This is a genomic window from Falsiruegeria sp. JB4-1 (assembly GCF_055693495.1).
In genome coordinates this window covers 1,529,879-1,552,586 of record NZ_JBVFTZ010000001.1, presented here as the reverse complement: position 1 = coordinate 1,552,586, position 22,708 = coordinate 1,529,879, and the positions used below count along the sequence as shown (strand labels likewise).

General features: G+C 58.8%; 21 protein-coding genes and 3 pseudogenes. 20 read left to right on the top strand and 4 right to left on the bottom strand.

Features of this window, described 5'->3' with window-relative positions; translation table 11 throughout:
• Nucleotides 1–15: 15 nt before the first annotated feature.
• The gene (locus tag ACZ1HE_RS07985; RefSeq protein WP_472620295.1) at nucleotides 16–1,188 is read left to right on the top strand and encodes a M24 family metallopeptidase; all 1,173 of its coding nucleotides are present in this window, start codon (nucleotides 16–18) and stop codon (nucleotides 1,186–1,188) included.
• Nucleotides 1,189–1,405: 217 nt separating this feature from the next.
• On the opposite strand, the gene ACZ1HE_RS07980 is transcribed toward ACZ1HE_RS07985, so the two are convergent.
• Both ACZ1HE_RS07980 and ACZ1HE_RS07975 read right to left on the bottom strand, forming a co-directional pair.
• Nucleotides 1,406–1,747, bottom strand: coding sequence for an EF-hand domain-containing protein (locus tag ACZ1HE_RS07980; RefSeq protein WP_472620294.1), 342 nt, complete (start codon nucleotides 1,745–1,747; stop codon nucleotides 1,406–1,408).
• Nucleotides 1,748–1,758: 11 nt separating this feature from the next.
• Nucleotides 1,759–1,992, bottom strand: a complete 234-nt coding sequence (locus tag ACZ1HE_RS07975; protein WP_472620293.1) for a glycine zipper 2TM domain-containing protein — start codon at nucleotides 1,990–1,992, stop codon at nucleotides 1,759–1,761.
• A gap of 346 nt (nucleotides 1,993–2,338) precedes the next feature.
• On the opposite strand from ACZ1HE_RS07975, the gene ACZ1HE_RS07970 reads away from it, so the two are divergent.
• Nucleotides 2,339–3,865 (top strand): DUF1214 domain-containing protein, encoded by a 1,527-nt coding sequence (locus tag ACZ1HE_RS07970; protein ID WP_472620292.1) that lies wholly within the window; start codon nucleotides 2,339–2,341, stop codon nucleotides 3,863–3,865.
• A gap of 215 nt (nucleotides 3,866–4,080) precedes the next feature.
• Here the strand turns inward: ACZ1HE_RS07970 and ACZ1HE_RS07965 are convergent, their stop codons facing one another.
• The gene (locus tag ACZ1HE_RS07965; RefSeq protein WP_472620291.1) at nucleotides 4,081–4,959 is read right to left on the bottom strand and encodes a LysR family transcriptional regulator; all 879 of its coding nucleotides are present in this window, start codon (nucleotides 4,957–4,959) and stop codon (nucleotides 4,081–4,083) included.
• Between the two features lie 74 nt (nucleotides 4,960–5,033).
• On the opposite strand from ACZ1HE_RS07965, the pseudogene ACZ1HE_RS07960 reads away from it, so the two are divergent.
• Nucleotides 5,034–5,420, top strand: a pseudogene (locus ACZ1HE_RS07960) (EamA family transporter); the annotation flags it as partial.
• A gap of 91 nt (nucleotides 5,421–5,511) precedes the next feature.
• Nucleotides 5,512–5,943, top strand: coding sequence for a DMT family transporter (locus ACZ1HE_RS07955; RefSeq protein ID WP_472620290.1), 432 nt, complete (start codon nucleotides 5,512–5,514; stop codon nucleotides 5,941–5,943).
• Nucleotides 5,944–6,158: 215 nt separating this feature from the next.
• Here ACZ1HE_RS07955 and ACZ1HE_RS07950 read toward each other — a convergent pair whose 3' ends face one another.
• Nucleotides 6,159–6,632, bottom strand: a complete 474-nt coding sequence (locus ACZ1HE_RS07950) for a nucleoside deaminase (protein ID WP_472620289.1) — start codon at nucleotides 6,630–6,632, stop codon at nucleotides 6,159–6,161.
• Nucleotides 6,633–6,695: 63 nt separating this feature from the next.
• On the opposite strand from ACZ1HE_RS07950, the gene ACZ1HE_RS07945 reads away from it, so the two are divergent.
• The 16 genes and pseudogenes from ACZ1HE_RS07945 (at nucleotide 6,696) to ACZ1HE_RS07870 (ending at nucleotide 22,700) form a co-directional block, all read left to right on the top strand.
• The gene (locus ACZ1HE_RS07945) at nucleotides 6,696–7,664 is read left to right on the top strand and encodes a pseudouridine synthase (protein WP_472620288.1); all 969 of its coding nucleotides are present in this window, start codon (nucleotides 6,696–6,698) and stop codon (nucleotides 7,662–7,664) included.
• A 174-nt stretch (nucleotides 7,665–7,838) separates the two neighbouring features.
• A complete protein-coding gene (locus ACZ1HE_RS07940) occupies nucleotides 7,839–8,750 on the top strand; it encodes a 5-bromo-4-chloroindolyl phosphate hydrolysis family protein (protein WP_472624401.1) in 912 nt (303 codons plus the stop codon).
• A 41-nt stretch (nucleotides 8,751–8,791) separates the two neighbouring features.
• Entirely contained in the window at nucleotides 8,792–9,982 is a 1,191-nt protein-coding gene (locus ACZ1HE_RS07935; protein ID WP_472620287.1) for a toxic anion resistance protein, read from the top strand.
• A gap of 3 nt (nucleotides 9,983–9,985) precedes the next feature.
• Nucleotides 9,986–10,948, top strand: coding sequence for a DUF2927 domain-containing protein (locus ACZ1HE_RS07930; RefSeq protein WP_472620286.1), 963 nt, complete (start codon nucleotides 9,986–9,988; stop codon nucleotides 10,946–10,948).
• 129 nt (nucleotides 10,949–11,077) lie between these two features.
• Nucleotides 11,078–12,224: pseudogene (locus ACZ1HE_RS07925) on the top strand (SPFH domain-containing protein).
• A 7-nt stretch (nucleotides 12,225–12,231) separates the two neighbouring features.
• Nucleotides 12,232–12,381, top strand: coding sequence for a hypothetical protein (locus ACZ1HE_RS07920; RefSeq protein WP_472620285.1), 150 nt, complete (start codon nucleotides 12,232–12,234; stop codon nucleotides 12,379–12,381).
• A 7-nt stretch (nucleotides 12,382–12,388) separates the two neighbouring features.
• On the top strand, nucleotides 12,389–13,525 hold the full coding sequence (locus tag ACZ1HE_RS07915; RefSeq protein WP_472620284.1) for a primosomal protein N' (replication factor Y) - superfamily II helicase: 1,137 nt from the start codon (nucleotides 12,389–12,391) through the stop codon (nucleotides 13,523–13,525).
• A 168-nt stretch (nucleotides 13,526–13,693) separates the two neighbouring features.
• Nucleotides 13,694–14,947: an oxidoreductase gene (locus ACZ1HE_RS07910; RefSeq protein ID WP_472620283.1), complete on the top strand. Its 1,254-nt coding sequence runs from the start codon at nucleotides 13,694–13,696 to the stop codon at nucleotides 14,945–14,947.
• Nucleotides 14,848–15,252 (top strand): FAD-dependent oxidoreductase, encoded by a 405-nt coding sequence (locus tag ACZ1HE_RS07905; RefSeq protein ID WP_472620282.1) that lies wholly within the window; start codon nucleotides 14,848–14,850, stop codon nucleotides 15,250–15,252. Before ACZ1HE_RS07910 ends, ACZ1HE_RS07905 begins: the two co-directional genes overlap by 100 nt.
• The gene (locus tag ACZ1HE_RS07900; RefSeq protein ID WP_472620281.1) at nucleotides 15,198–15,719 is read left to right on the top strand and encodes a hypothetical protein; all 522 of its coding nucleotides are present in this window, start codon (nucleotides 15,198–15,200) and stop codon (nucleotides 15,717–15,719) included. The genes ACZ1HE_RS07905 and ACZ1HE_RS07900 overlap by 55 nt, the downstream gene beginning before the upstream one ends.
• A gap of 94 nt (nucleotides 15,720–15,813) precedes the next feature.
• Entirely contained in the window at nucleotides 15,814–16,482 is a 669-nt protein-coding gene (locus tag ACZ1HE_RS07895; protein ID WP_472620280.1) for a nitroreductase, read from the top strand.
• Complete coding sequence (locus tag ACZ1HE_RS07890; RefSeq protein WP_472620279.1) at nucleotides 16,470–17,381, top strand: carbohydrate kinase family protein; 912 nt, start codon at nucleotides 16,470–16,472, stop codon at nucleotides 17,379–17,381. The genes ACZ1HE_RS07895 and ACZ1HE_RS07890 overlap by 13 nt, the downstream gene beginning before the upstream one ends.
• Nucleotides 17,369–17,809, top strand: coding sequence for a D-aminoacyl-tRNA deacylase (gene dtd / locus ACZ1HE_RS07885; RefSeq protein ID WP_472620278.1), 441 nt, complete (start codon nucleotides 17,369–17,371; stop codon nucleotides 17,807–17,809). The genes ACZ1HE_RS07890 and dtd overlap by 13 nt, the downstream gene beginning before the upstream one ends.
• Nucleotides 17,806–18,909 (top strand): DUF4147 domain-containing protein, encoded by a 1,104-nt coding sequence (locus tag ACZ1HE_RS07880; RefSeq protein WP_472620277.1) that lies wholly within the window; start codon nucleotides 17,806–17,808, stop codon nucleotides 18,907–18,909. Before dtd ends, ACZ1HE_RS07880 begins: the two co-directional genes overlap by 4 nt.
• A gap of 88 nt (nucleotides 18,910–18,997) precedes the next feature.
• On the top strand, nucleotides 18,998–20,992 hold the full coding sequence (locus ACZ1HE_RS07875) for a CocE/NonD family hydrolase (protein WP_472620276.1): 1,995 nt from the start codon (nucleotides 18,998–19,000) through the stop codon (nucleotides 20,990–20,992).
• Between the two features lie 117 nt (nucleotides 20,993–21,109).
• A pseudogene (locus tag ACZ1HE_RS07870) lies at nucleotides 21,110–22,700 on the top strand (ABC transporter substrate-binding protein).
• The last annotated feature ends 8 nt before the right edge of the window (nucleotides 22,701–22,708 follow it).

Below are 22,708 nucleotides of genomic sequence, written 5' to 3'. Positions count from 1 at the left end.
AAGGAAAGGCCAACCGTGCCAGCCACAGATTTCTCGCAATCCGAATACGACGCCCGCCTGACCAAAACCCGCGCTGCCATGGCGCAACAGGGCATCGACACGCTGGTCGTCGCCGACCCATCGAACATGGCCTGGCTGACGGGCTATGACGGGTGGAGTTTTTATGTCCCGCAAGTGGTCATTGTCCCGGCCACCGGCACACCGCTCTGGTGGGGCCGCACCCAGGACAAGGCAGGCGCGGCGCAGACCACCTGGATCGGGGCCGAGAACCTGTTCGACTGGCCCGAAGAGCACGTCCAGCATCCCGACCACCACCCCTTTGATGCGCTGGTCACACTCCTGCGCGAGCGCGGCTGGACCAAGGCGCTTGGGGTCGAGATGGACAACTACTACTACTCCGCCGCGTCCCACCGCATCCTTGAAACCGCCTTTGGCCGCGACGAGATTGCCGACGCCACTGGTCTGGTGAACTGGCAGCGCGCGGTCAAAAGCGAGGCGGAACTGGCGATGATGCGCAAGGCAGGCCAGCTGACCGCTCATATGCACACCACCCTGCGCGAAGGCTTCCGTGAAGGACGCCCCAAGAATGAGCTGGTGGCCGAAGTGCAGGCTGCAGGTGTCGCCGGTCTACCCGGGCTGGCAGGCGACTACCCCGCCATCGCGCCAATTGCGCCGTCGGGGCTCGAGGCCTCCGCGTCACACATCACCTGGAATGACCGTCCACTGACACGCGGTGAGGCCACCTATTTCGAGGTTTCGGGCTGCTACCACCGCTACCATTGCCCGGCCAGCCGGACATTGTTTCTGGGCGAGGTGCCCGCCGACATCCGCCGCGCCGAAGAGGCCGTGCTGCAAGCCATCGAAGACACCTTCGCCGCCGCCCACCCCGGCGTGGCCTGCGAGGAGGTCGCCGCCTGCGTTTACGACAGCTTTGCCCGCGCCGGATACGTCAAAGCCAACCGCACCGGGTACCCCATCGGCCTCAGCTACCCGCCCGATTGGGGCGAACGCACCATGAGCCTGCGCCCCGGCGACACCACGCCGTTGCGCGAAAACATGACCTTCCACCTGATGCCCGGCCTCTGGACCCCGGACTGGGGCGTGGCGATAACCGAAAGCTTCGTCGTCACCCCGGACGGAGGCCAGCCTCTGGCCGACATTCCCCGCGCCCTTGTCGTGAAAGGATAGCGGGGCACTCCCGCCTGTCGTTGATGCCCCTTTCGGGGCACCTCCTCCCGTTGGGCCGGGCCTCGCTCCGCTCGGCGGTTTGCGCTTTGCCGCAAGATGGTGTTCGGGTCCAACCCATTGGGATTCTAAATGAAGCCGACGAGTTCACCCATCCGCCAGCGCAGATCCAAGACATCCAGATTAGCGTCTTGTTCCCCTATGATGGAGGGGCCCTCGATCAATCCAGAGATCCGTCACCATCCCGGTCGGCACCTTCGAAATCCTTCCGGATCTGTATGTCATACTCTCCCTTAGAGATCCGACCGTCCCGGTTCGTGTCCGCTGCATCAAACACATCCCCGCTCATGAAGCTCTCGACCTCCCCGCGTTCAAGTCGGCCATTCTGATCTGTGTCCATTCCCCCAAACAGCGTGTCCATCTGGCTGGAAAACTCTTCATAGGTGACCAGGCCGTCGCCGTCTCCGTCAAGCAACAGCAGGGCCTCACCAGGCATTGTTTCAGCGAATGCAACCGACGAGAAAGCGACAATCGCCGAGGCTGACAGTGCGGTAAGTTTCATGGTTTTCATCCTCAGCACCCCATGGTTCTTGCGGTCGTCAAACCGCCAGCGAACGCGCCTGCGGCAGTGGCTATCGTCTGTCCAGAGCCGCCTCCGAACCGGTTTCCAAGCGCACCACCAATAGCAGCCCCAGTGAGCGATCCGCCGACGCAGGCCACTTCATGCTGTGCAGGTGTTGTTGGGGTACATGCGGCCGAAGCGGCAACCAACCCCATCACGACCGAAATTTTAACGATGGCGTTCAACGTGCTCTCCTCTTGTTTCGGGTCGCATCGCAGTGACTGGCTGACACGACTTTTACCTGGCCAACGTAATGGTCTGCAAAACCGTTGCAACCGGTCTGGTTGGCGGTAAGAAGGATCACGCCGATCCTATGCGTTCAGGAACGGCCGATGGCCGCCCTCAGGTTGGGCCTTCCCTCGCTTCGCTCGGCCGGTGACACTTTGCGGTTGGGACACAGACTTTGACACCGTCGCATCAACCCACAATATCATTGCCAACGCCCGGCCAAGGCTGTTTCATGATCACATCAACAAGTGCGAAGATTTAGATGTTGTAAATTATCCCCTTGAAACTATTGGGACTTGGTCAATGAAATCACTACTTTGTTCGACGGCTCTTGCATTTTCACTCATGGTCAGTGCCTCTGTGGCGGTCACACCGACCGGCACGGGCTTTAACGATACCGGCGACATTCTGGCGCGTTCCGGGCAGCACACAGACATCGAATATGACATCATGGTGCAGCGCGCGACCCAAGCGGCGATCCACTACATGCCAGCCGTTGCCCAAGTGGATTTCATCAAGGCAACCAGACGCGCAGGCGGTGATTACGATACGGTCAACTTTGTGACCAAACCTTTCGGTTCAGAGAAAGGGTTTCTCACCGCCAACGATACCACAGCCTATGCCTGGGGTTCGATCTCGGCCCAGGACGGCCCGATGATCGTCGAAGTGCCCCCAATGACCGACAAGGTGGACTACTTCGGGTCCTTCATCTCGGCCTGGCACGTCCCAATGATGGATGTCGGCTCCAAGGGCGCGGACGCTGGCAAGGGCGGCAAATACCTGTTCCTTCCACCTGACTACGACGACGCCTTCGGCACAGCGGCAGAGCTGGAAGCACAAGGCTACATAATCGTTCCCAAGTTTGACACACATGACGCATCCTTTTCGTTCCGCCCAACACTGCTGAACGGTGCGACGCACGCCGAAGCCGGAGAACACGCCAAAGGCATCAAGATCTACTCGTTGGAAGAAGCCGTGAACGGTGACATCGAGCCCACGCATTACCTGGATGCAACAGACCTTCCGTACGACTGCCTGCCCTACTACAACATGACCTTCATCGAAGACATCAACGATGTGGTTCAAAACAACCCGGTGCGCGAGAAAGACCGCGCAGTTTACTCAATGCTGCAAAGCATCGGCATCAAGAAAGATGAAGCGTTCGAGCCAACGGAAATCCAGAGAAAAGCAGCGCTCGAAGGTCTGGAACTCGCCTATTCATACATGCAGAAGAAGTTCGTGACCGAGGGCGAAACCGTGGCCCCCCTTTGGGTCAAAGATGGTGAGAAACTAACTGAATGGTCCTTCTGGAACTTCGGCCCCCAAGCCCAGATGGGGTTCCCGTTTGAAGACGGCGAAGAGATCCTCATCGACAAGCGCGCGGCGACTTACTTCTACGTGACCTTCCTGCCAAGTGAACTGGGTGGGGCCACCTTCTACCTGACGGGTCTGCGTGATTCAGACGGGAATATGCTGAACGGCGAAGACACCTACAAACTCAACGTTCCTGAGGACGTACCCGCCAAGGATTTCTGGTCCGCCATCGTCTACAACATGGAAACCAAGAACTTTAACCGCGGTGTTGATCGGGTTGGCGCCTCGACCAAAGATCTGGATAACATGGTTAAGAACGACGACGGCTCTGTCGATATTTATTATGCCCCAGATCTCGATGAAGTCCCCGAAGGGTTCGAAGCGAATTGGGTAACCACCGAGAGTGCGACAAATGCAAACGATTGGTTCTTTCTGTTCCGCCTGTATCGACCCGCCTCCAAGGACTGGTTCAAGAATTGGATGCTGAACGACGTCGAAAACATCTCGAAGCAATAGCACCCCAAAGGGCTCTTGCGAGAGCCCTTTGTTTTACGTTGTTAGGATGGTCGCAATACCCCCGCGCCAGCCCAACGCCACGATGATATACCCCGCGCGCTGGTGGCAAAAGCCGACAGGGGCACTCCCGCCCGTCGATCAGGCATCACAGATGCCCTCCTCCCGTTGGGCCGAGCCTCGCTTCGCTCGGCGGTAGGCGCGTTACTGAAGCGTCCTCAAAACTCCCCTGTCATCTTCTCCACGACATCAACAAAAGCGATGGCCGCAGGGGACGGCTTTGCCTGAGGGTGCATCGCCAGCCCTATTTTCCGAGTCCTGACAGGATTCAACGGCTTGCTGACCCACCCCTCATTTCCACTTGACGGTGGCAAGGCCATCTCGGCCACAACGGATACGCCTTGATTGCGGGACACCAGCGTCAACGTGCTGAGAATCTGCGAGGTCCGATATCGTACATTTGGACTTAGGCGGGACTGAGTGAACAATCGCCGGATAATCCCGGCAGACCCTGACTCGGGCATAATGAAGGGCATCTCGCAAAGCTGTTCCAATCGGACGCAGGGTTGTTCTGCCAAAGCGCTGCCTACCGCAACCAGTGCAACAAACTGGTCCTTTGCAATAGGCCATGTCCGAAAGTTCTCGTTCGGCAAAACAACAAACCCAAGATCAATACGCCGGTCTTCAAGCCAGCGAATGATTTCATCGTCAGCGGCCTCTTCAACCATCACTTCGATGCCGGGATGGCTTTTGTGATACTTCTCCAAAAGACGTGGAAGCAGTTGCAACGATGACGTGGCCCCAAAAGACCCGATGCGCAGCCTGCCGGATTGTACGCCACGATATTCCAAGGCTTCCTGATGCATGGCATCGGCCAGCCCAAGAATTTCGCGAGCGCGCGCCAAAAGCCGCTCCCCCATTGGGGTCAATTCGATCGGGGAAACCGTGCGATCCAAGAGCGTCACCCCAAGCTCTCCTTCGAGTATCTTGAGTGCATGTGACACCGCTGGCTGGCTGACACCCAAACGCAGGGCAGCAGCCGTAAACCCGCGGGATTCGGCAAGTGCGGCAAAGATTTCAAGTTGACCGAAGGTCATAAGCAAACACTCATTTGACTATAACTCAGTATAACTGAAATTCGTCGATGGCAAACTGATCTCTTAGGTGCCCGATGACCCAAGCCGTGCCACGACTCTTCATTTCGCAGAACACCCTGCTTTACGCCTGTCTGACTTTGACGGCTTTCCTTTGGGGCGGCACCTTTGTTGCCGGTCGCGTGGTGTCCGCAGAATTACCCCCGCTGGTCGCTGCAACTGCTCGCTTTGGACTGGCTGCATTGCTCTTGCTTGGGCTTGTCTGGAAGGAAGAAGGCGGTCTGCCGCGCATCACGTTGCATCAAAGCGTTTTGATGGCGTGGCTGGGTCTGTTTGGAGTTTGCCTTTACAACCTGTTCTTCTTTGCGGCTTTGACCGAGATGCCAGCGTCCCGCACCGCGCTGTTTGTGGCCTTCAATCCGATTGCTGTGGCACTGATCGCAGCACTCACGACACGGCGGCGGCTGCCATTCAAACAAACCGCTGGGATTTGTGTGGCGCTGGTTGGGGCCGTGGTCGTGATCAGCGGGGGCGACATTGTAGGGATACTGCGCGATGTCCAGAATAGTTTCGGTGCTTGGCGAACTCTTCATGCTTGCAGCCGTTGGCAGTTGGGCGGGCTATACACTTCTTGGTCGCAAGGCGCTTGGAAGCATGTCGCCCTTAGCGGCCACGACTTGGGCTGCGCTGTTCGGATTTGGTTTTCTGTCACTGGGGTTGCTGTTTGTCGGCTACACACAGCCGCTGCACATGCCAACGGTCAATTGCACGTTGGCTCTTGTGTATTTGGCGATCGGCGGGACCGTCGTGCCATTTGTTTGGTACTATCGGGGTGTGCGCCTTCTAGGACCCGAGCGAACAGCGGTTTTCACCAATCTTGTCCCTGTCTTTGGTGTTGTGCTCGGGGCAGCAATATTGCGCGAACCACTCGCAGCACCGATGCTGGCAGGCGGTGCGCTGGTGATTGCTCGGCGTCTTTCTTACTAACCGAAAATGATGCATGACACCAAGGCACATCAAAGCCAGAGCTGGCAGATAGACAAGGGCACCGCGACCTTAGGCGATCGCGACGCGATCCAGAAGAATCTTAACCAATTCCAATATCTTTCTTACCAAACTCCAAATTCATGTGCCGCACCGCAGCAGCACACAGCGGTGCACGCTTGGTGCACGCTTGGTGCACGGATGTCACAGCCCGAAACCTAACCCTCGTCGCCCTCTGTTGCGCCGCGTCGCAGCGCGAAGAAATCCTTTAACACCTGCTCGCACTCCTGCGCCGCGATGCCATCGTAGACCTCGGGTCTGTGGTGTGCCTGAGGGTGAGAAAACACCCGCGCACCGTGGGCCACGCCGCCAGATTTCGGGTCGGATGCGCCGTAATAGATCCGCCCGAACCGCGCGGCGGCCGGGGCGGCGGCGCACATCGCACAAGGTTCAAGCGTGACATACAAATCATAGCCCACAAGACGCTCTGACCCTGCCGCCGCGCAGGCCTCGCGCAGAGCCACAATCTCGGCATGCGCAGTCGGGTCGTTCCGCTCGCGGGTGCGGTTACCGGCGGCGGCCACGACCTTGCCTGTCGGCGATACGATGACGGCGCCCACGGGCACTTCGCCCCGGTCAGCTGCGGCGCGCGCCTCGGCAAGTGCCTGATTCATATGGGATTTGAAGGTCATGCCCTACCCTGCCCAAGAATGGGTGCTTTCGCAAGCAGCCGGAATGGGCTAAAGCCCCAAACCATGAGCAAAACCCCATCTTCCTCGCCCTCATCCGAGACGCCTAAAGGCGACCGCATCGCCAAGGTTATGGCCCGCGCAGGTGTCGCCTCGCGCCGGGATGCCGAACGCCTGATCCAGGCAGGCCTGGTCACGGTGAATGGCCAGACCATCACCTCGCCCGCGCTGAATGTCACCGACAAGGACAAAATCACCGTCGAAGGCAAGCCGATCAGCGCGCCCGAACCCGCGCGCCTGTGGCTTTATCACAAGCCCTCGGGTCTGGTGACCACGGATCGCGACGAAAAGGGGCGCACCACGATCTATGACGAGTTGCCCGAGGATATGCCGCGTGTGATGAGCGTCGGTCGGCTCGACCTGAACTCCGAAGGGCTGCTACTGCTGACCAACGACGGCGGTGTCAAACGCAAGTTGGAACTGCCCTCGACGGGGTGGGTACGCAAATACCGCGTCCGTGTGAACGGACGTCCAACCGAAGATCAGTTTGCGCCTCTGCGCAAGGGGCTGGTCATTGACGGAGAACGGTTCCAGCCGATGACAGTTTCGCTGGACCGCCAACAGGGGGCAAACGCCTGGCTGACTGTGGCGATCCGCGAGGGCAAAAACCGTGAGATCCGCCGTGCGATGGAAGAGATCGGCCTGTCGGTGAACCGCTTGCTGCGCGTGTCTTACGGCCCGTTTCAATTGGGTCAACTCAAGGCCGGTGAAGTCGAAGAGATCCGCCGCCGTGTTCTGCGCGACCAGCTTGGCTTGGATGCCGAAAGCAAGCCGCTGGACGAGGACGCCAAAGCTCCTGCACGCCCGCAGCGTCGACGTGGCCCTGCCAGCAAACCCGGCGTGAACGACCCAAGCAAAAGCATGCGCCGCCCCGGTAAACCAACAGGCAAACCCGGAACTAAACCGGTGAGCAAACCCGGCCCCCGTTCGGCAGGCCCCAAAGGCAAGCCCCCGGCGAAAAAGCGCCGGGATTGAGCGATTTAGGGCAGACTTCCCCTAGCAAGGTTGTGCGCCATCGCCTAATCTCGTTGACAACGGTTCATCGAGGGGGGCGGCATGTCTCAGACCGGAGTTCAGAAACTGGCCTACGCGGCCCTTATTGTCTTGCTGTTTGGTGTCTGCACTGGATGGCTAGGGGGCTCTGAACTCATGGCACAGCGATTTGGCGGAAAATACAGCCCCGATGGCAAATCCGATGATCCCCCGAAACCTCGCGGCACATTTGACGGCGCGCGGGTAGAACCCGCTGGCGCGCGCGCAAACCTTATGTTTGTGCCTGCGGTCCCGCTGATTTTCTTTTCGATAACTGATGGTGCAATCGGCATGTCCCTTGGTCTCGTCGCCGCAGGGGTGCTGACAGGAGCGGCATTGTTGCTACGCGAGGGACTGCGCGCCGAAGCCGCGTTCAACGCCCGCAAGGTAGCACGCCGTCCTGCATTCCCACGTAAGATTGCTGCAAGCTTGCTAACGGGTATCGGCGTCGCGATTGCCGCCTTTCGTAACGACTATCTTGATGTCGAGGTTGCCGGTCAGGTCAGCCTGATCGCGCCTGTTCTGTTTGGCGTCGCTGGTTCCGTGCTCCATAGTTTGGCCTTCGGGCTTGATCCGCTGTCCGACAAGGGGATGGAAGGCGTCGACACCTTTCAGCAGGACCGTGTCGCACGTGTCGTGGATGAGGCCGAAGCCTATCTTGGCGCCATGACTGATGCCGTGAAACGCGCCAAGAACCGTCAGGTAGAGGCTCGAGTCGAGCGGTTTCAGACCACCGCCCGCGATCTGTTTCGCACGGTCGAGGAAGACCCCCGCGACCTGAGTGGTGCGCGCAAATATCTGACTGTCTATTTGCAGGGTGCTCGCGATGCGACGATCAAGTTTGCCGATTTCTACAGCCACAGCCGTGACGAAAACGCTCTCGCCGATTATGTCGCCCTGCTTGACGATCTTGAACAGAATTTTGCCGCCCGAACACAGAAGATGCTGCTGGATGATCGCAGCGACCTGACCGTGGAAATCGACGTGCTGCGCGACCGCTTGCAGCGCGAAGGTGTTCGGTTGGATTGACCGCCCATTGACGTGGCCCAAACGTAACGAGGAATCCCAAAATGTCCGACATAGTTCGTCAAAAGGCCGCTGAGGCCACAACCGCCGTTGAGGAAATCACCGCCGTCGTCCTGCCCGAACCGCAGGCCGAAGTGGTGTCGATGCAAGACGCCGACGAGCCCGTGAGCGCCGAGATCCGCAAGCGCATGGATGAAATCGACATGGGCAACACCAACTCGATCGTGGCCTTTGGGTCCGGTGCGCAGGCCGAACTGCAAGAAATCAGCCAGGCAATGCTGGCGGATGTGCGCAACAAGGATGTGGGGCCAGCGGGCGACAGCTTGCGCAACATTGTCACGACCATTCGCGGCTTTTCCGTTAGCGAGTTGGACGTGCGCCGCGAGCGCAGCTGGTGGGAAAAACTGCTGGGCAAAGCCGCGCCCTTTGCCAAGTTCACCGCCCAGTACGAAGAGGTTCAGGGCCAGATCGACCGGATCACCGACAACCTGTTGGGGCACGAGCACACGCTGCTCAAGGACATCAAATCGCTTGATCTGCTTTATGACAAGACGCTGAATTTCTACGACGAACTGGCGCTGTACATTGCGGCAGGCGAAGAAAAGCTGGAAGAGCTGGATACCACCGAGATCCCCGCCAAAGAGGCCGAGGTTCAGGCCGCGCCCGAAGAGCATCAGGTTATGAAGGCGCAAGAGTTGCGCGATCTGCGCGCCGCGCGCGACGATCTGGAACGCCGTGTGCACGACCTGAAACTCACACGTCAGGTGACCATGCAGTCCTTGCCCTCGATCCGGCTGGTTCAGGAAAACGACAAATCACTGGTGACCAAGATCAACTCGACGCTCGTTAACACCGTGCCCCTATGGGAGACGCAGCTGGCCCAGGCGGTTACCATCCAACGCTCGGCCGAGGCCGCTGCCGCAGTGCGTGATGCCAATGACTTGACCAACGAGCTTTTGACCTCGAACGCCGCAAACCTGCGCGAAAGCAACAAGATGATCCGCCAAGAGATGGAGCGTGGTGTCTTTGATATCGAAGCAGTGAAACAGGCCAACGCCGATTTGATTGGCACCATTCAGGAAAGCCTGCAGATCGCTGACGAAGGCAAAGCCAAACGCGCCGCCGCCGAGGAGGACCTCAAGAAGATGGAGGCCGAACTGCGAGACACGCTGGCTGCTGCCAAGGCACGCAAGGACGGCATCGGCGACAATTCCGGCACAGCCGTGCCCAACTGATCGGTGCAGGTTAAGGGGCGCATAGACTGGCGCACGGGGGCGGCTTTGGCCGCCTTTGTGGCATTGGCGGGCTGTGATCCGACGCCGCGCACAACTCCTTTTCCGCAAACACGCCCAGCTGGATTGGCACCGGTCGGTGACACCGTAAATCCACCCTCGGCCGAAAGTCAGGACTTGGCCCAATACTACCAAACCGTCTCGAACAACCTCTTAACGCGGGGCCTTTTGCGTACGGATGGAGGTGGTCCCGATACGCCTTACGACGCGAACGACCTGGCGCGAAATTTTGAAACCATTGCTTTTTTTAGCGAATACGCTCCGGGTCGGCCTTTCTTGTCCGGGCGAGGGACCAGCGGCCAACTCAACAGGTGGGGCGAACCTGTCCGCGTTAACGTCGAATTCGGAGCAAGCGTTCCTTTGCAGCAGCGGGAACAGGATGTTTCAAATATTGACGCATATGTCACGCGTTTGGCTCGGATTACCGGGCATCCGATCAGCCGAACCTCAAGGCAGGCAAACTTTCACGTATTTGTCGCAGGCGAGGATGATCGCGCTTTCCTCCTCAAGCGCCTCAAACGCCTTATTCCGTCAATCAGCGATGAGGAATTGGCAATCTTCCGCGACATTCCAACATCCTACGAATGTCTGGTCGTTACTGTGACAGACACTAGCGCGCCCTATAATCTGGGCCGCGCGGTCGCTCTGATCCGAGCAGAGCACACTGATATTGTGCGAAAGGCCTGTGTACACGAAGAGTTGGCACAGGCCCTGGGGTTGCCCAACGACAGCCCGCGCGCGCGCCCGTCAATCTTTAATGATGACAACGAGTTTGCTTTTCTAACCAGCCACGACGAGAAACTCTTGAGGATGCTCTATGACCCTCGCCTTAAGCAAGGCATGACGGCGGAAGAAGCGCGTCCTGTGGTCAACATTCTGGCACGCGAGGCGATGGGGCAGTCACTTTAGGCAAGACCTTTTTTTGAAGTAGGGGGATGTTTTTGCTGACATTCTCACTCTTTCAAATGGACAAAGTTACATAGATTTGTCCGACAAAGCGGGTATAGTTCCGCACAAGCGACATGGGAGCCGCAAATCATGGGTATTTTCGATTTTCTCTCGGGACAGTTCATCGACGTCATTCATTGGGTCGATGATACGCGTGACACGATGGTCTGGCGATTTGAGCGTGAAGGGCACGAGATCAAATACGGCGCCAAGCTGACCGTGCGCGAAGGGCAAGCAGCTGTCTTCGTGCATGAAGGGCAATTGGCGGATGTTTTCACCCCCGGGCTTTATATGCTCGAGACCAACAACATGCCGATCATGACGACGCTGCAGCATTGGGACCATGGGTTCAAATCACCTTTCAAGTCCGAGATTTATTTCGTCAACACAACCCGGTTCAATGACCTCAAATGGGGCACAAAAAACCCGATCATGCTGCGTGACCCCGAATTCGGGCCAACCCGCATCCGCGCCTTCGGGACCTATACAATTCGGGTGAAAGATCCGGCCCGCTTCCTAATCGAGATCGTCGGCACCGATGGTGAGTTCACTATGGACGAAATCTCGTTCCAGGTGCGCAATATCATCGTGCAGGAGTTCAGCCGCGTGATTTCCGGCTCGGGTATTCCGGTTCTGGACATGGCGGCCAACACGGCCGATCTGGGCAAGCTGATCGCGGCCGAGGTCTCGCCCGTGCTGGAAGGCTATGGGTTGGAGATGCCAGAGTTCTACATCGAAAACATCTCGCTGCCCCCCGCGGTCGAGGCGGCGCTGGACAAACGGACATCGATGGGTCTAGCTAGGCGATCTGGGCAAGTTCACGCAGTACTCCGCAGCCGAGGCAATGACTGCAGCCGCCAGCACCCCGAATAGTGGCATGGGTGCCGGTCTTGGTATGGGTATGGGCATGGCGATGGCCCAGCAGATGAGTGGCATGGCAGCGGGTCAACCGTCTGGTCCATGGGGCGCCCGCCCTGCCCCCGCTGCGCCGCAAGGGTCAGCGCCCGTTGCACCGCCCCCACCACCACCGGTAGAGCATGTCTGGCATATTGCGGTAGATGGGGTCACATCCGGCCCCTTTTCGAAAGCCAAACTGGGGCGCATGGCCACCGCTGGCGAGATCACACGCGAAACTTTTGTTTGGACCGCCGGACAAGACGGATGGAAGCAAGCAGAGGACGTTCAGGAACTGGCGCAGCTTTTCACCATCCTACCTCCGCCACCACCAGGAGCGTAAGCGCACCATGGCCCATCGCCTAGCCATGACACACGCCAAGCGACGCAAGGCACGGCAAAGCTTTCACTCCATCGGGGCCAACGAGGTCACGACACTGAAAAACGTCCTGTCGACAGACAACAGTTCTGCCTTCCGTCATCCGCAATGCGACGAGTGAGTTAACAATGACGCCTGCCCCTCCGCCTCTGCCGTCCGAAACGGCCCCGCAGAACAGCGCAAACGGCGAACATCGTTTCCCGTGTGATAACTGTGGTTCAGATTATCGGTTCAATCCGAGTGACGGCACACTGAGTTGTGATCATTGCGGTCATTCCCGCGAGATCAAAGCTGGCCCGAGGAAGGGTGCAACCCTGCGCGAGTTGGATTTCGACGCCGCCGTGGCGCAAAACCTGCCCGAGACAGAGATCGAGGAAACCCGCGTCCTGAGCTGCCCCAATTGCGCCGCCCAAGTCGAGTTCGATCCAGATACCCATGCCGCTGAATGCCCCTTTTGCGCTACCCCTGTTGTCACTGACACCGGGATCAGCCGTCACATCAAACCGCGTGGCGTACTACCTTTTACCTTGGACGAACGTTCTGCTCATGAGGCGATGAGCGACTGGCTGGGTGCGTTGTGGTTCGCACCAAACGGGTTGAAGGAATACGCTCGCAAGGGGCGCAAGATGCAGGGCATCTACGTGCCCTACTGGACCTTTGATGCCGATACCAAGTCCAGCTATCGCGGCGAGCGCGGCACTATCTACTATGAGACGCGCACCGTCATGCGCGATGGTAAGCCGACGACCGAACAGGTACCCAAGATTCGCTGGTCGCCAAAATCCGGCCGGGTCGCTCGGTTCTTTGACGATGTGCTGGTGCTGGCCTCGACCAGCCTGCCGAAATCTTACACCGACGCGTTGGAACCCTGGGACTTGCCCGCGTTGGAGCCCTATCAACCGCAGTACTTGGCCGGGTTTCGGGCCGAGGCCTATACCGTCCAGTTGCAGGACGGCTATTCCGAGGCGCGCGGCCATATGGCCCGCGTGATCGAGCGCGATGTGCGCTTCGACATCGGCGGGGATCAGCAACGCATTCATGACATCGACACCATGATCTCGGACGTGACGTTCAAGCATATTCTTCTGCCGGTTTGGTTGGCTGCCTACAAATACCGCGGCAAGACTTATCGCTTTGTCGTCAACGGGCGCACTGGTCGAGTTCAGGGCGAACGCCCCTGGTCGGCAATCAAAATCACGATTGCCGTGACCCTGGGTCTGCTGGCGGCCGCTGGACTTGGTTATCTGGTGGCGACGAACCAATAATACCAATCGGTTCATGGCGAGCCGCAGCAACTGATGTCATGTCGGCAGATCGCAAGTTGATGTCGGGCGAAGCGAAACTGCCGCGTGCTTTGTCAGCTAACCTGCGGCCAAGGTGCTCTCGCGAATAGCGAAAGTTTCCCTGTCGACAGCCAATTCGGAGCCGCGATCGTGACCAGCCTTCTTGAGCCCTTTGACGTCAAACACCTGACGTTGCGCAACCGTATCGTCAGCACGTCGCATGCTCCGAACTATGTCGAAGCAGGCCACCCCCGTGACAGGTACCGACTTTATCATGAGGAAAAAGCTAAAGGCGGCGTCGCGCTGACAATGATCGGCGGATCGACAAACATTGCCCCCGACAGCCCCTCGGTCTTTGGTCAGCTTTATGCTGGCGACGACAGCATCATACACTGGTTTCAAAGACTGACTTACGGTGTGCACAAACATGGCGCTGCGGTTATGTGTCAGATCACCCATATGGGACGCAGAACCGCCTGGGACGACGGGTATTGGCTCCCGGTTCTTGCACCATCAGCGGTTCGCGAAAGAGCGCACCGGTCGTTTCCAAAAGTCATGGAGCAAGAAGACATCAACCGGGTTATTGATGACTTTGCCGCCGCAGCACGGCGCTGCCAACAGGGCGGGTTTGACGGGATCGAGCTGTTGTCCCACTCGCATCTGCTAGGACAGTTCCTCTCTCCACTCACAAATCTCCGCGATGATGATTACGGGGGGACGCTGGAAAATCGGATGCGCCTGACATTGCAGGTTTTGGACGCCGTACGGGCAGAAGTCAGCCCTGACTTCATCGTCTCGATGCGCGTGACCGGGGACGAGCTGACCGAAGGCGGACTAAGCGCGTACGAATGTGTCTCGGCTGCAAGGATGCTGGAGGCGTCTGGCCATGTGGACATGCTCAATATTCTTGCGGGCGCTCCCTACGATGATCTGGGGCTGGCTGAATGGGTACGTCCCATGGGCCTGCCCGCCGCACCACATATTCCGGTGGCTGGGCGCATCCGCGAAGCGGTCAATCTGCCGATCCTGCATGCAGGTGGCATCGCCGACATCGCCACAGCCCAGCATGCAATCGATGGTGGACACGTTGATCTGGTCGGCATGACCCGGGCCCAGATGGCGGACCCTCATCTGGTCGCGAAACTGGCGCGCGGGGATGAGGCACGCATTCGTCCGTGCGTCGGACTGGGGTACTGTGTGGACCGGGTCAATCAGGGCAAACCAGCTGTCTGCGGCCACAACGGCGCGACCGGTCGCGAACAGGCCCTGCCCCACATTGTCTCGGCCAGTAGGGACCGGAAAAAGTGGTTGTCGTGGGAGGTGGTCCCGGTGGATTGGAAGCCGCACGCGTCAGTGCCTTACGTGGGCATGATGTCGTATTATTCGAAGCCTCGGATCGGCTAGGCGGCCAGCTGGTATTGGCTGCCAAAGGTCAGACGCGCAGACAAATCTGGGGTGTTGCCGATTGGCTGATATCCGAGGTGAGCACTTTGGGCGTTGATCTTCGCCTGAATGCGCTGGCCGAAGCCCCTGATATATTGAACGAAAACCCGGACCTGGTCGTGATTGCTACAGGTGGATGGCCCTCCCCCTCAATACTGCGGGCGGCGATCTTGCGGTTTCCAGTTGGGAGGTTCTCTCAGGGCGCGCGCGGATGTCTGGAAACATTCTGTTGTTTGACGAAGTGGGCGATCACCCCGCGGCGGTGACCGCCGATGTTCTTTCCCGAGCAGGAAACGCGGTTGAGCTGGTGACACCCGACCGCACACTCCTCCATGATCTTGGCCCCACCACCAGCGCCGTCGCTCTGCGCGATTTGAGCGCCAATGCGGTGTCTTTCACCTGTCTGAACGAACTGGTTGCTCTGACAAGAGAGGGAAACCAAATCACCGTGCATCTCAGACATGTCCTGACCGGTGATAGATCAGAGCGACGCGTTGACCATGTGGTTGTCGAACATGGGCTGAACCCCATGGACGACCTCTTTATCGACCTCAAATCACGCGCCACCAATCACGGACAGTTGGATCATGACGCTTTGATCGCGGGCGCGTTCCCCTTTCCTCAGACGAATAAGCAGGGAAAATACCACCTGGCTCGCATTGGGGATGCCGTCTCAGGCCGCAACATGCATGCGGCCATCTTGGATGCAATGCGCGTGTGTGTTGCTTTTTAACGGACAGGTATAACAGCGATAGATCTGCCCCCGCGTCGGGACTTGCACAGTGCGCACCCTCCCGCCAAGGTGCGGCACAAGAGGAGATCCATCCATGTCCTATGACGCCCTGAACACTCTGCTGAGCACCCGCCACTCCTGTCGTGCCTTCCGGCCAGATCCAGTCCCGCGCGAGGTAGTCGAGCAGATCCTGACGGCAGCACAGCGCGTGCCAAGCTGGTGCAATGCGCAGCCCTGGCAGGTTCTGATCACCAGTGGCACCGAGACCGACAATTTTCGCGAGGCGTTGCAGAACGAGGTGACAACTGGCGCTCCTGCCCCCGATTTGCCGTTTCCATCGGCCTACACCGGCGTCTACCAGGATCGCCGCCGCACCTGTGGCTGGGCGCTTTACGAGGCGGTTGGCGTTGAAAAAGGAGACCGCGCAGGGTCAGCCAAACAGATGATGCAGAATTTTGCCCTGTTTGGAGCGCCGCATTGCGCGATCCTTCACAGCCCTGCTGATTTGGGCCCTTATGGGGCGATGGACACCGGCGGATACGTGACGGCCTTCACTCTGGCTGCGCAGGCGCTTGGTGTTGCGACAATCCCGCAGGCGGCCGTTGCGTCATACGGTCCATTCCTGCACCGCTATTTTGACATCCCTGAAGATCGGCTGATCCTCTGCGCCATTTCATTCGGATTTTCCGATACGGAACACCCCGCGAATGGGTTCAGAACCGAGCGGGCAAACCTGGATGAAACGGTGACATGGCACGGTTGAGCCCCGCCCGTATCCTGTGTTGTGGCGAGGCGGTGATGGATCTGATCCCGCAAGCCGACAGCTTGGATGCGCTTCTTCCCGTTGCGGGGGGCGCAGCGGTCAATTGCGCTGTTGCTCTGTCCCGCCTTGATGTGCCTGCGGGCTTTGTGGGTGCCTTGTCTCGGGACGCTATGGGCACCCGGATAACCCAGCACCTGCAACATGAAGGTGTCGACATATCCCTTGCTCATCTTGACGCGCGTCCCTCAACCCTGGCGGTTGCGCAGGTGCAACCGGGCGGCGTGCACTTTGATCTTTACGATGAAAACAGCGCCGGGCGATCACTGACACTGGATCTGTTACCCGAACTGCCCAAGGCGGTTACAGCCCTGGTTTTCGGAGGCATCAGCCTGGTACATGCCCCCGCCGCCGACGCTTTTGAGCAGTTGATGGCACGAGCAGAACACCGGTTAACGTGGCTGGATCTGAACATTCGTCCGTCCTTGATCCGGGATGCAGATGAGTATCGCGCACGTTTGCGTCGCATGATCTGCCATGCTTCGGTACTGAAAGTCTCGGACGAAGATTTGGACTGGTTCGGACCCCTGCCCGACCTGCGGCCGGATCAGCTGATGCTGCACACACGCGGCGCGGTCGGGGTCGAGGCACGGATGGGAGACTGGCAGCACAGCATCGCCGCCGACAAAGTCAAGGTGCACGACACGGTTGGCGCAGGCGATACATTCAATGCCGGAGTTCTTGCATCGCTGGCCCACGCAGACCTGCTAGGACCGATGGAAAAGATCGATAAACCCAACTTGGCCGCTGCAATCGCCTATGGTGTACGCGCGGCCTCATACAGTGTCAGTTACCCTGGGGCACACGCCCCAACTCGGAAAGAAATCGAATGCGAGCTTTGATACAACGTGTCTCCCGCGCCTCTGTCACGGTTGAAGGCGAGGTTATCGGCGAAATCGGTCAAGGGCTGTTGATCCTGATCTGTGCGATGCAGGGCGATACCGAAGCGCAGTCCGAGCAGCTGGCCAATAAGATCTCGAAACTGCGGATCTTCAAAGATGAGGCGGGCAAGATGAATCGCTCGCTCAAGGATATCGGCGGCTCGGCCCTTATAGTCAGTCAATTCACACTCGCGGCAGATACATCACGTGGGAACCGGCCAGGATTTTCGACAGCAGCGCGACCCGACGAAGGGGAGCGGTTGTACCTCGACTTTGCAAAACGCGTCGCGGGTTTGGACATCCCGGTGGCCACCGGCAAATTCGGTGCGGATATGGCAGTGGACTTGCGTAACGATGGTCCCGTCACGATCTGGATGGACACAGAATGACCCCACAGGACCAAGCGCGTGCGATCTGGCAGGCAGGTGTGGATGCCGTTGGCGGCTACGCAGCTACGGAAAAGGCGCTGTTGAACAGCACACATCCTGACCGGATTCTGGCCGTGGGCAAGGCCGCAGCCGCGATGGCTCAGGCCGCTCTGGAGCGCTTTCCTGGCACACCCTGTCTGGTGGTGACCAAGGACGGTCATGGAGAGGGGCTGCCCAATACTGTCGAGCTGATCGAGGCCTCTCATCCTGTTCCAGACGCTCGCAGTCTGGCAGGCGGACGCGCCTTGCGACGCGCGGTCGAAGCAATGCCTGCGGGCAGCCACTTGTTGTTTCTGGTCTCTGGCGGTGCCTCGTCCCTGGCCGAAGATCTGGTTGAGGGCCATGACCTGAAAGACCTGACCACGCTGAACACGCGTCTGCTGGCCGAAGGGTTGGACATCACTGCCATGAATGCGGAACGGTGCAAGATCTCACGCTTGAAGGGCGGCAATCTGCTTGCAGGTTTCAACGGCGCTCATGTTGATGTTTTGGCCATTTCGGATGTGCCGGGTGACGACCTGATGGTCATAGGGTCAGGCATCGGTGCCTTACCGGATCAGCATGATTTTGTGGCGCAGGCACGGATAATCGCAAGCAACGCGCACGCCCGCGCAGCGGCGACAGACAAAGCCGTCAAGCTTGGTCTGGATGTTGTAGCCAATTCAGAAGCGCTTCATCTGGACCTGCCTACATTAGCGACACAGGTAGGCACACAGCTTCGCGACATGCCACGCGGTGTGGTTGTTATGGGCGGAGAGCCGACTGTGGTTCTACCCCCAAATCCAGGTCAGGGCGGACGCAATCAAGCGTTGGCACTGGCTCTGGCCAAAGAGATCGACAGAGAGGCCAATCTGACTGTTCTGGTCGGTGGAACCGATGGCACCGATGGCCCCACTGACGCGGCCGGCGGCATCGTTGATGGGGCCACATGGACCCCCGCAGCAGAGGTGTTTTTAAGTGCTGCCGACAGCGGATCCTATCTGGCCCAACAAGACGCGTTGTTGGTGACGGGTCCCACCGGCACCAATGTCATGGACCTCTTAGTCGCCATTCGTTCGTAGGTGTCGCAAACTCAACTGTCGTGAATCGCATTTTGCCAGTCGCTTACAGTGCTTGACGTGTCGCTTGTCGCCCGGGACAGTCAGAGGCATGACGAGCACGAATACCCTGCTGGAAATCGAAGAGTTTCCCGATGTCGGAATTACCCTGTCAGATGGCTGCCGCCTGTCGGCCCGCATTTGGCGTCCCAAGAACGCTGGTAACTCACCAGTTCCCGCTATCCTGGAATACCTCCCCTATCGTAAACGCGACGGCACCTGTGCCCGTGATGCGCTGACCCATCCCTATATGGCCAAACGCGGCTACGCCTGCGTCCGGGTCGATATCCGGGGCAATGGCGACAGTCAGGGTTTGATGGAAGATGAATACACTCAGCAAGAGCTCGACGACGCGGTCGAAGTGATCCACTGGCTCGCCGCACAAGAATGGTGCAGCGGATCCGTTGGCATGATGGGCATCAGTTGGGGCGGCTTTAACAGTCTCCAGGTAGCCGCGATGCAGCCCGAACCGCTCAAGGCGGTGGTGTCGCTGTGCTCCACAGCGGATCGCTATGCCGAAGACATCCACTACAAAGGCGGCTGCCTGCTGAACGAGAATTTGGGATGGGGCGCGACCATGTGGTCGTTTTCCTCTCGTGCCCCGGACCCTGCCCTGGTTGGGGACACATGGCGCGACATGTGGATGGAACGGCTTGAGAACGAGCCTTTTCTACCCACCGTATGGCTGCGCCATCAGAAACGAGACGAATATTGGCAACACGGTTCGATCTGCGAAGATTACGCGGCCATCCGCACGCCCGTCCTAACCTTTAGCGGCTGGGGCGACAGTTACATGAACACCGTTCCCTTGCTGGTAGAAAATCTGTCGGTGCCGACCAAGGGCATCAACGGGCCATGGATTCACAAATACCCCCATTTCGCCATCCCAGGCCCGCGTATCGGCTTCCTGCAGGAGGCACTGCGCTGGTGGGATCGCTGGCTGAAGGGTATCGAAAACGGGGCCGAAGATGACCCCGATTACCGCGCCTATGTGATGGATGGCATCGCGCCTGAACGTCGATCCGAGCACCGCGAAGGACGTTGGATTGCCGAGGCTGAGGGGGCAACGTCCCACCTGCCAACCCAAACGTGGCATCTAAGCAATAACGGTTTGGGAGCCGAGGGCGCGCTGGATCGATCGATCAGCACACCACTTCATTGCGGTATGGAATGTGGTGAGTACGGGAGTTTCTGGGCCGGACCTGAATTGCCCGGCGATCAACGCTTGGATGACTCTCTTTCTTGCTGCTTTGACAGCCAGCCACTGGATCAGGATCTGGACATCGTCGGTGCGCCGCGCATTCAACTGACACTGGGTTCCGACAAACCGCAGGCCCAAATTGCGGTGCGTCTGAACCACGTTCTGCCCGATGGCACCTCATCCCGCATCACCTACGGCGTTTTGAATCTGACCCATCGCAACAGCCACACTGACCCAACCCCACTGACCCCCGGTGAAGGCTACGACATCACGCTTGATCTGGACCACATTGCCTATCGCGTGCCAAAGGGGCATCGCCTGCGGGTAGCGATCTCGACCAGCTATTGGCCGATGATCTGGCCCTCGCCCGAGCGCCCCACGCTAAAGCTGAGCCAAGGACAGATTGCACTCCCGCTGCGGTCGTCGGGACCCAAGGATGAATGGACTTTTCCTCCGGCAGACGCGGACGAGCCCTGGAAGATCACGGTTGTGAAGGACGCTTCCAACACACGTCGCACCGAGATCGATCAGGCCACGGGCAAAGTGCGCTTGATCATCGAAGACGACAATGGACGAACCATAGACGACGACCACGGCATGGTGACCGCCAGTATCGCGCGCGAGACATGGGTGATTCACCCCGATGACCCGCTTTCGGCACGCGGAACCTGCCATTGGACCGACGAAATGGGACGAGGTGGCTGGAATATTCGCACCGAAACACATTGTGAAATGTGGGCGGATCATGCGGATTTCCACCTCAAAGCCAGCCTGTTTGCGTATGAAAACGACAGGCTTGTGTACAAACGCGACCTGAGTGATAAAATTCCAAGAACCGAAATGTAACTTCGGTCCGGGCAAAGCCCTGCATTCAGGCTTGCTCGAAGGGGGAAATACGCAAACCTTGACTCACCAATCAACAAAAACAGCGCAACACGCGCGACCACTCAACGGGAGTACTCTATGAAAGATCAACTCGACTATATGGCCCAGAATGTGACGGCCGGGAAAATGACCCGCCGCGAATTCATGGGCAAAGCTGCTGCACTGGGCGTTTCTGCTGCTGTTGCCAGCTCGATGTTTGCCGACGCTGCCAAGGCGGCCAGCCCAGTTAAGGGCGGTGTTCTGAAGATGGGTGTTCAGGGCGGCGAATCCACCAACTCGCAAGACCCGGCCCTGTGGGCATCGGACGTTCCGATCGCCGGCGGCCGCAACTGGGGTGAAACGCTGGTCGAGGTTGGCCCCGATGGCAGCCTCGAAGGATTGGTCGCAGAAAGCTGGGAAGGCTCGGCCGACGCAAAGACCTGGCGGTTCAAAATCCGTAAGGGCATCGAGTTCTCGAACGGCAAGACCGTAACCGCCGAAGACGTGGTGCGCACCATGGAGCGTCACACCAACGAAGATCTCGCAGTCCGGCGCTTTGGGCATTGTCAAAGGCATCGAATCGATGCGCGCAGATGGTGATGTTTTCGAACTGACCTTGGGCGTCGGCAACGCTGACATGCCTTATCTGATCGGCGACTATCACCTGGTGATCCAGCCAGAAGGTGGTTTCGACAACCCGACCGCCGCAATCAGTACAGGTGCCTATACACTGGAAAGCGATGAGCCCGGTGTACGCATGGTGTTCAAACGCAACCCGAACTATTGGGGTGGCGACGCTGTCGCACACTATGACGGCGTTGAAGTCATCACCCTGAACGACGCAACTGCGCGTACCGCAGCGCTGCAGTCGGGTCAGGTTGACATCATCAACCGCGTTGAGCCCAAGATCGCTCAGCTGCTGGACCGCGCACCGAACCTGGCTGTTCGCAATGTGTCGGGCCGCGGCCACTATGTGTTCATCATGCACGTGGACACCGCGCCGTTTGACGTCAACGAGCTGCGCCTGGCGTTGAAATACGCCGTAAACCGCGAAGAAATGGTCGAAAAGATCCTGCGCGGCTACGGTGGTGTGGGCAACGACATGCCCATCAATGCGGCTTACCCGCTGTTTGACGACACCATTCCACAGCGTGAGCACAGCCTTGAAAAGGCCAAAGAGCATTACGCTAAGTCCGGCCACGACGGTTCGCCGATCATCCTGCGCACCGCTGATGGCGCCTTCCCCGGTGCTGTGGACGCAGCCGCCCTGTTCCAGCAGTCGGCCCAAGCCGCCGGCATCCCGCTGGAAATTAAGCGTGAGCCCAACGATGGCTACTGGTCGGAAGTCTGGAACAAGCAGCCGTTCTGCTGCTCGTACTGGGGTGGTCGTCCGGTGCAGGACCAGATGTATTCGACAGCCTATCTGTCGAGCGCAGACTGGAACGACACCCGTTGGAAGGTTCCGGCCTTTGACGAGATGTTGCTGTCGGCCCGTGCCGAATTGGATGAAGCCAAGCGCAAGGCTACCTATTCGGAAATGGGTCAAATGCTGCGCAACGAAGGCGGCCTGATCCTGCCGATGTTCAATGACTTCATCGACGCTGTTTCGAATTCGGTTCAAGGCTATGAGCCCGATCCGAACGGCCCGGTCATGAACTGGTATGCTTCCAAAAAGACCTGGAAAGCCTAAGGTCCCGG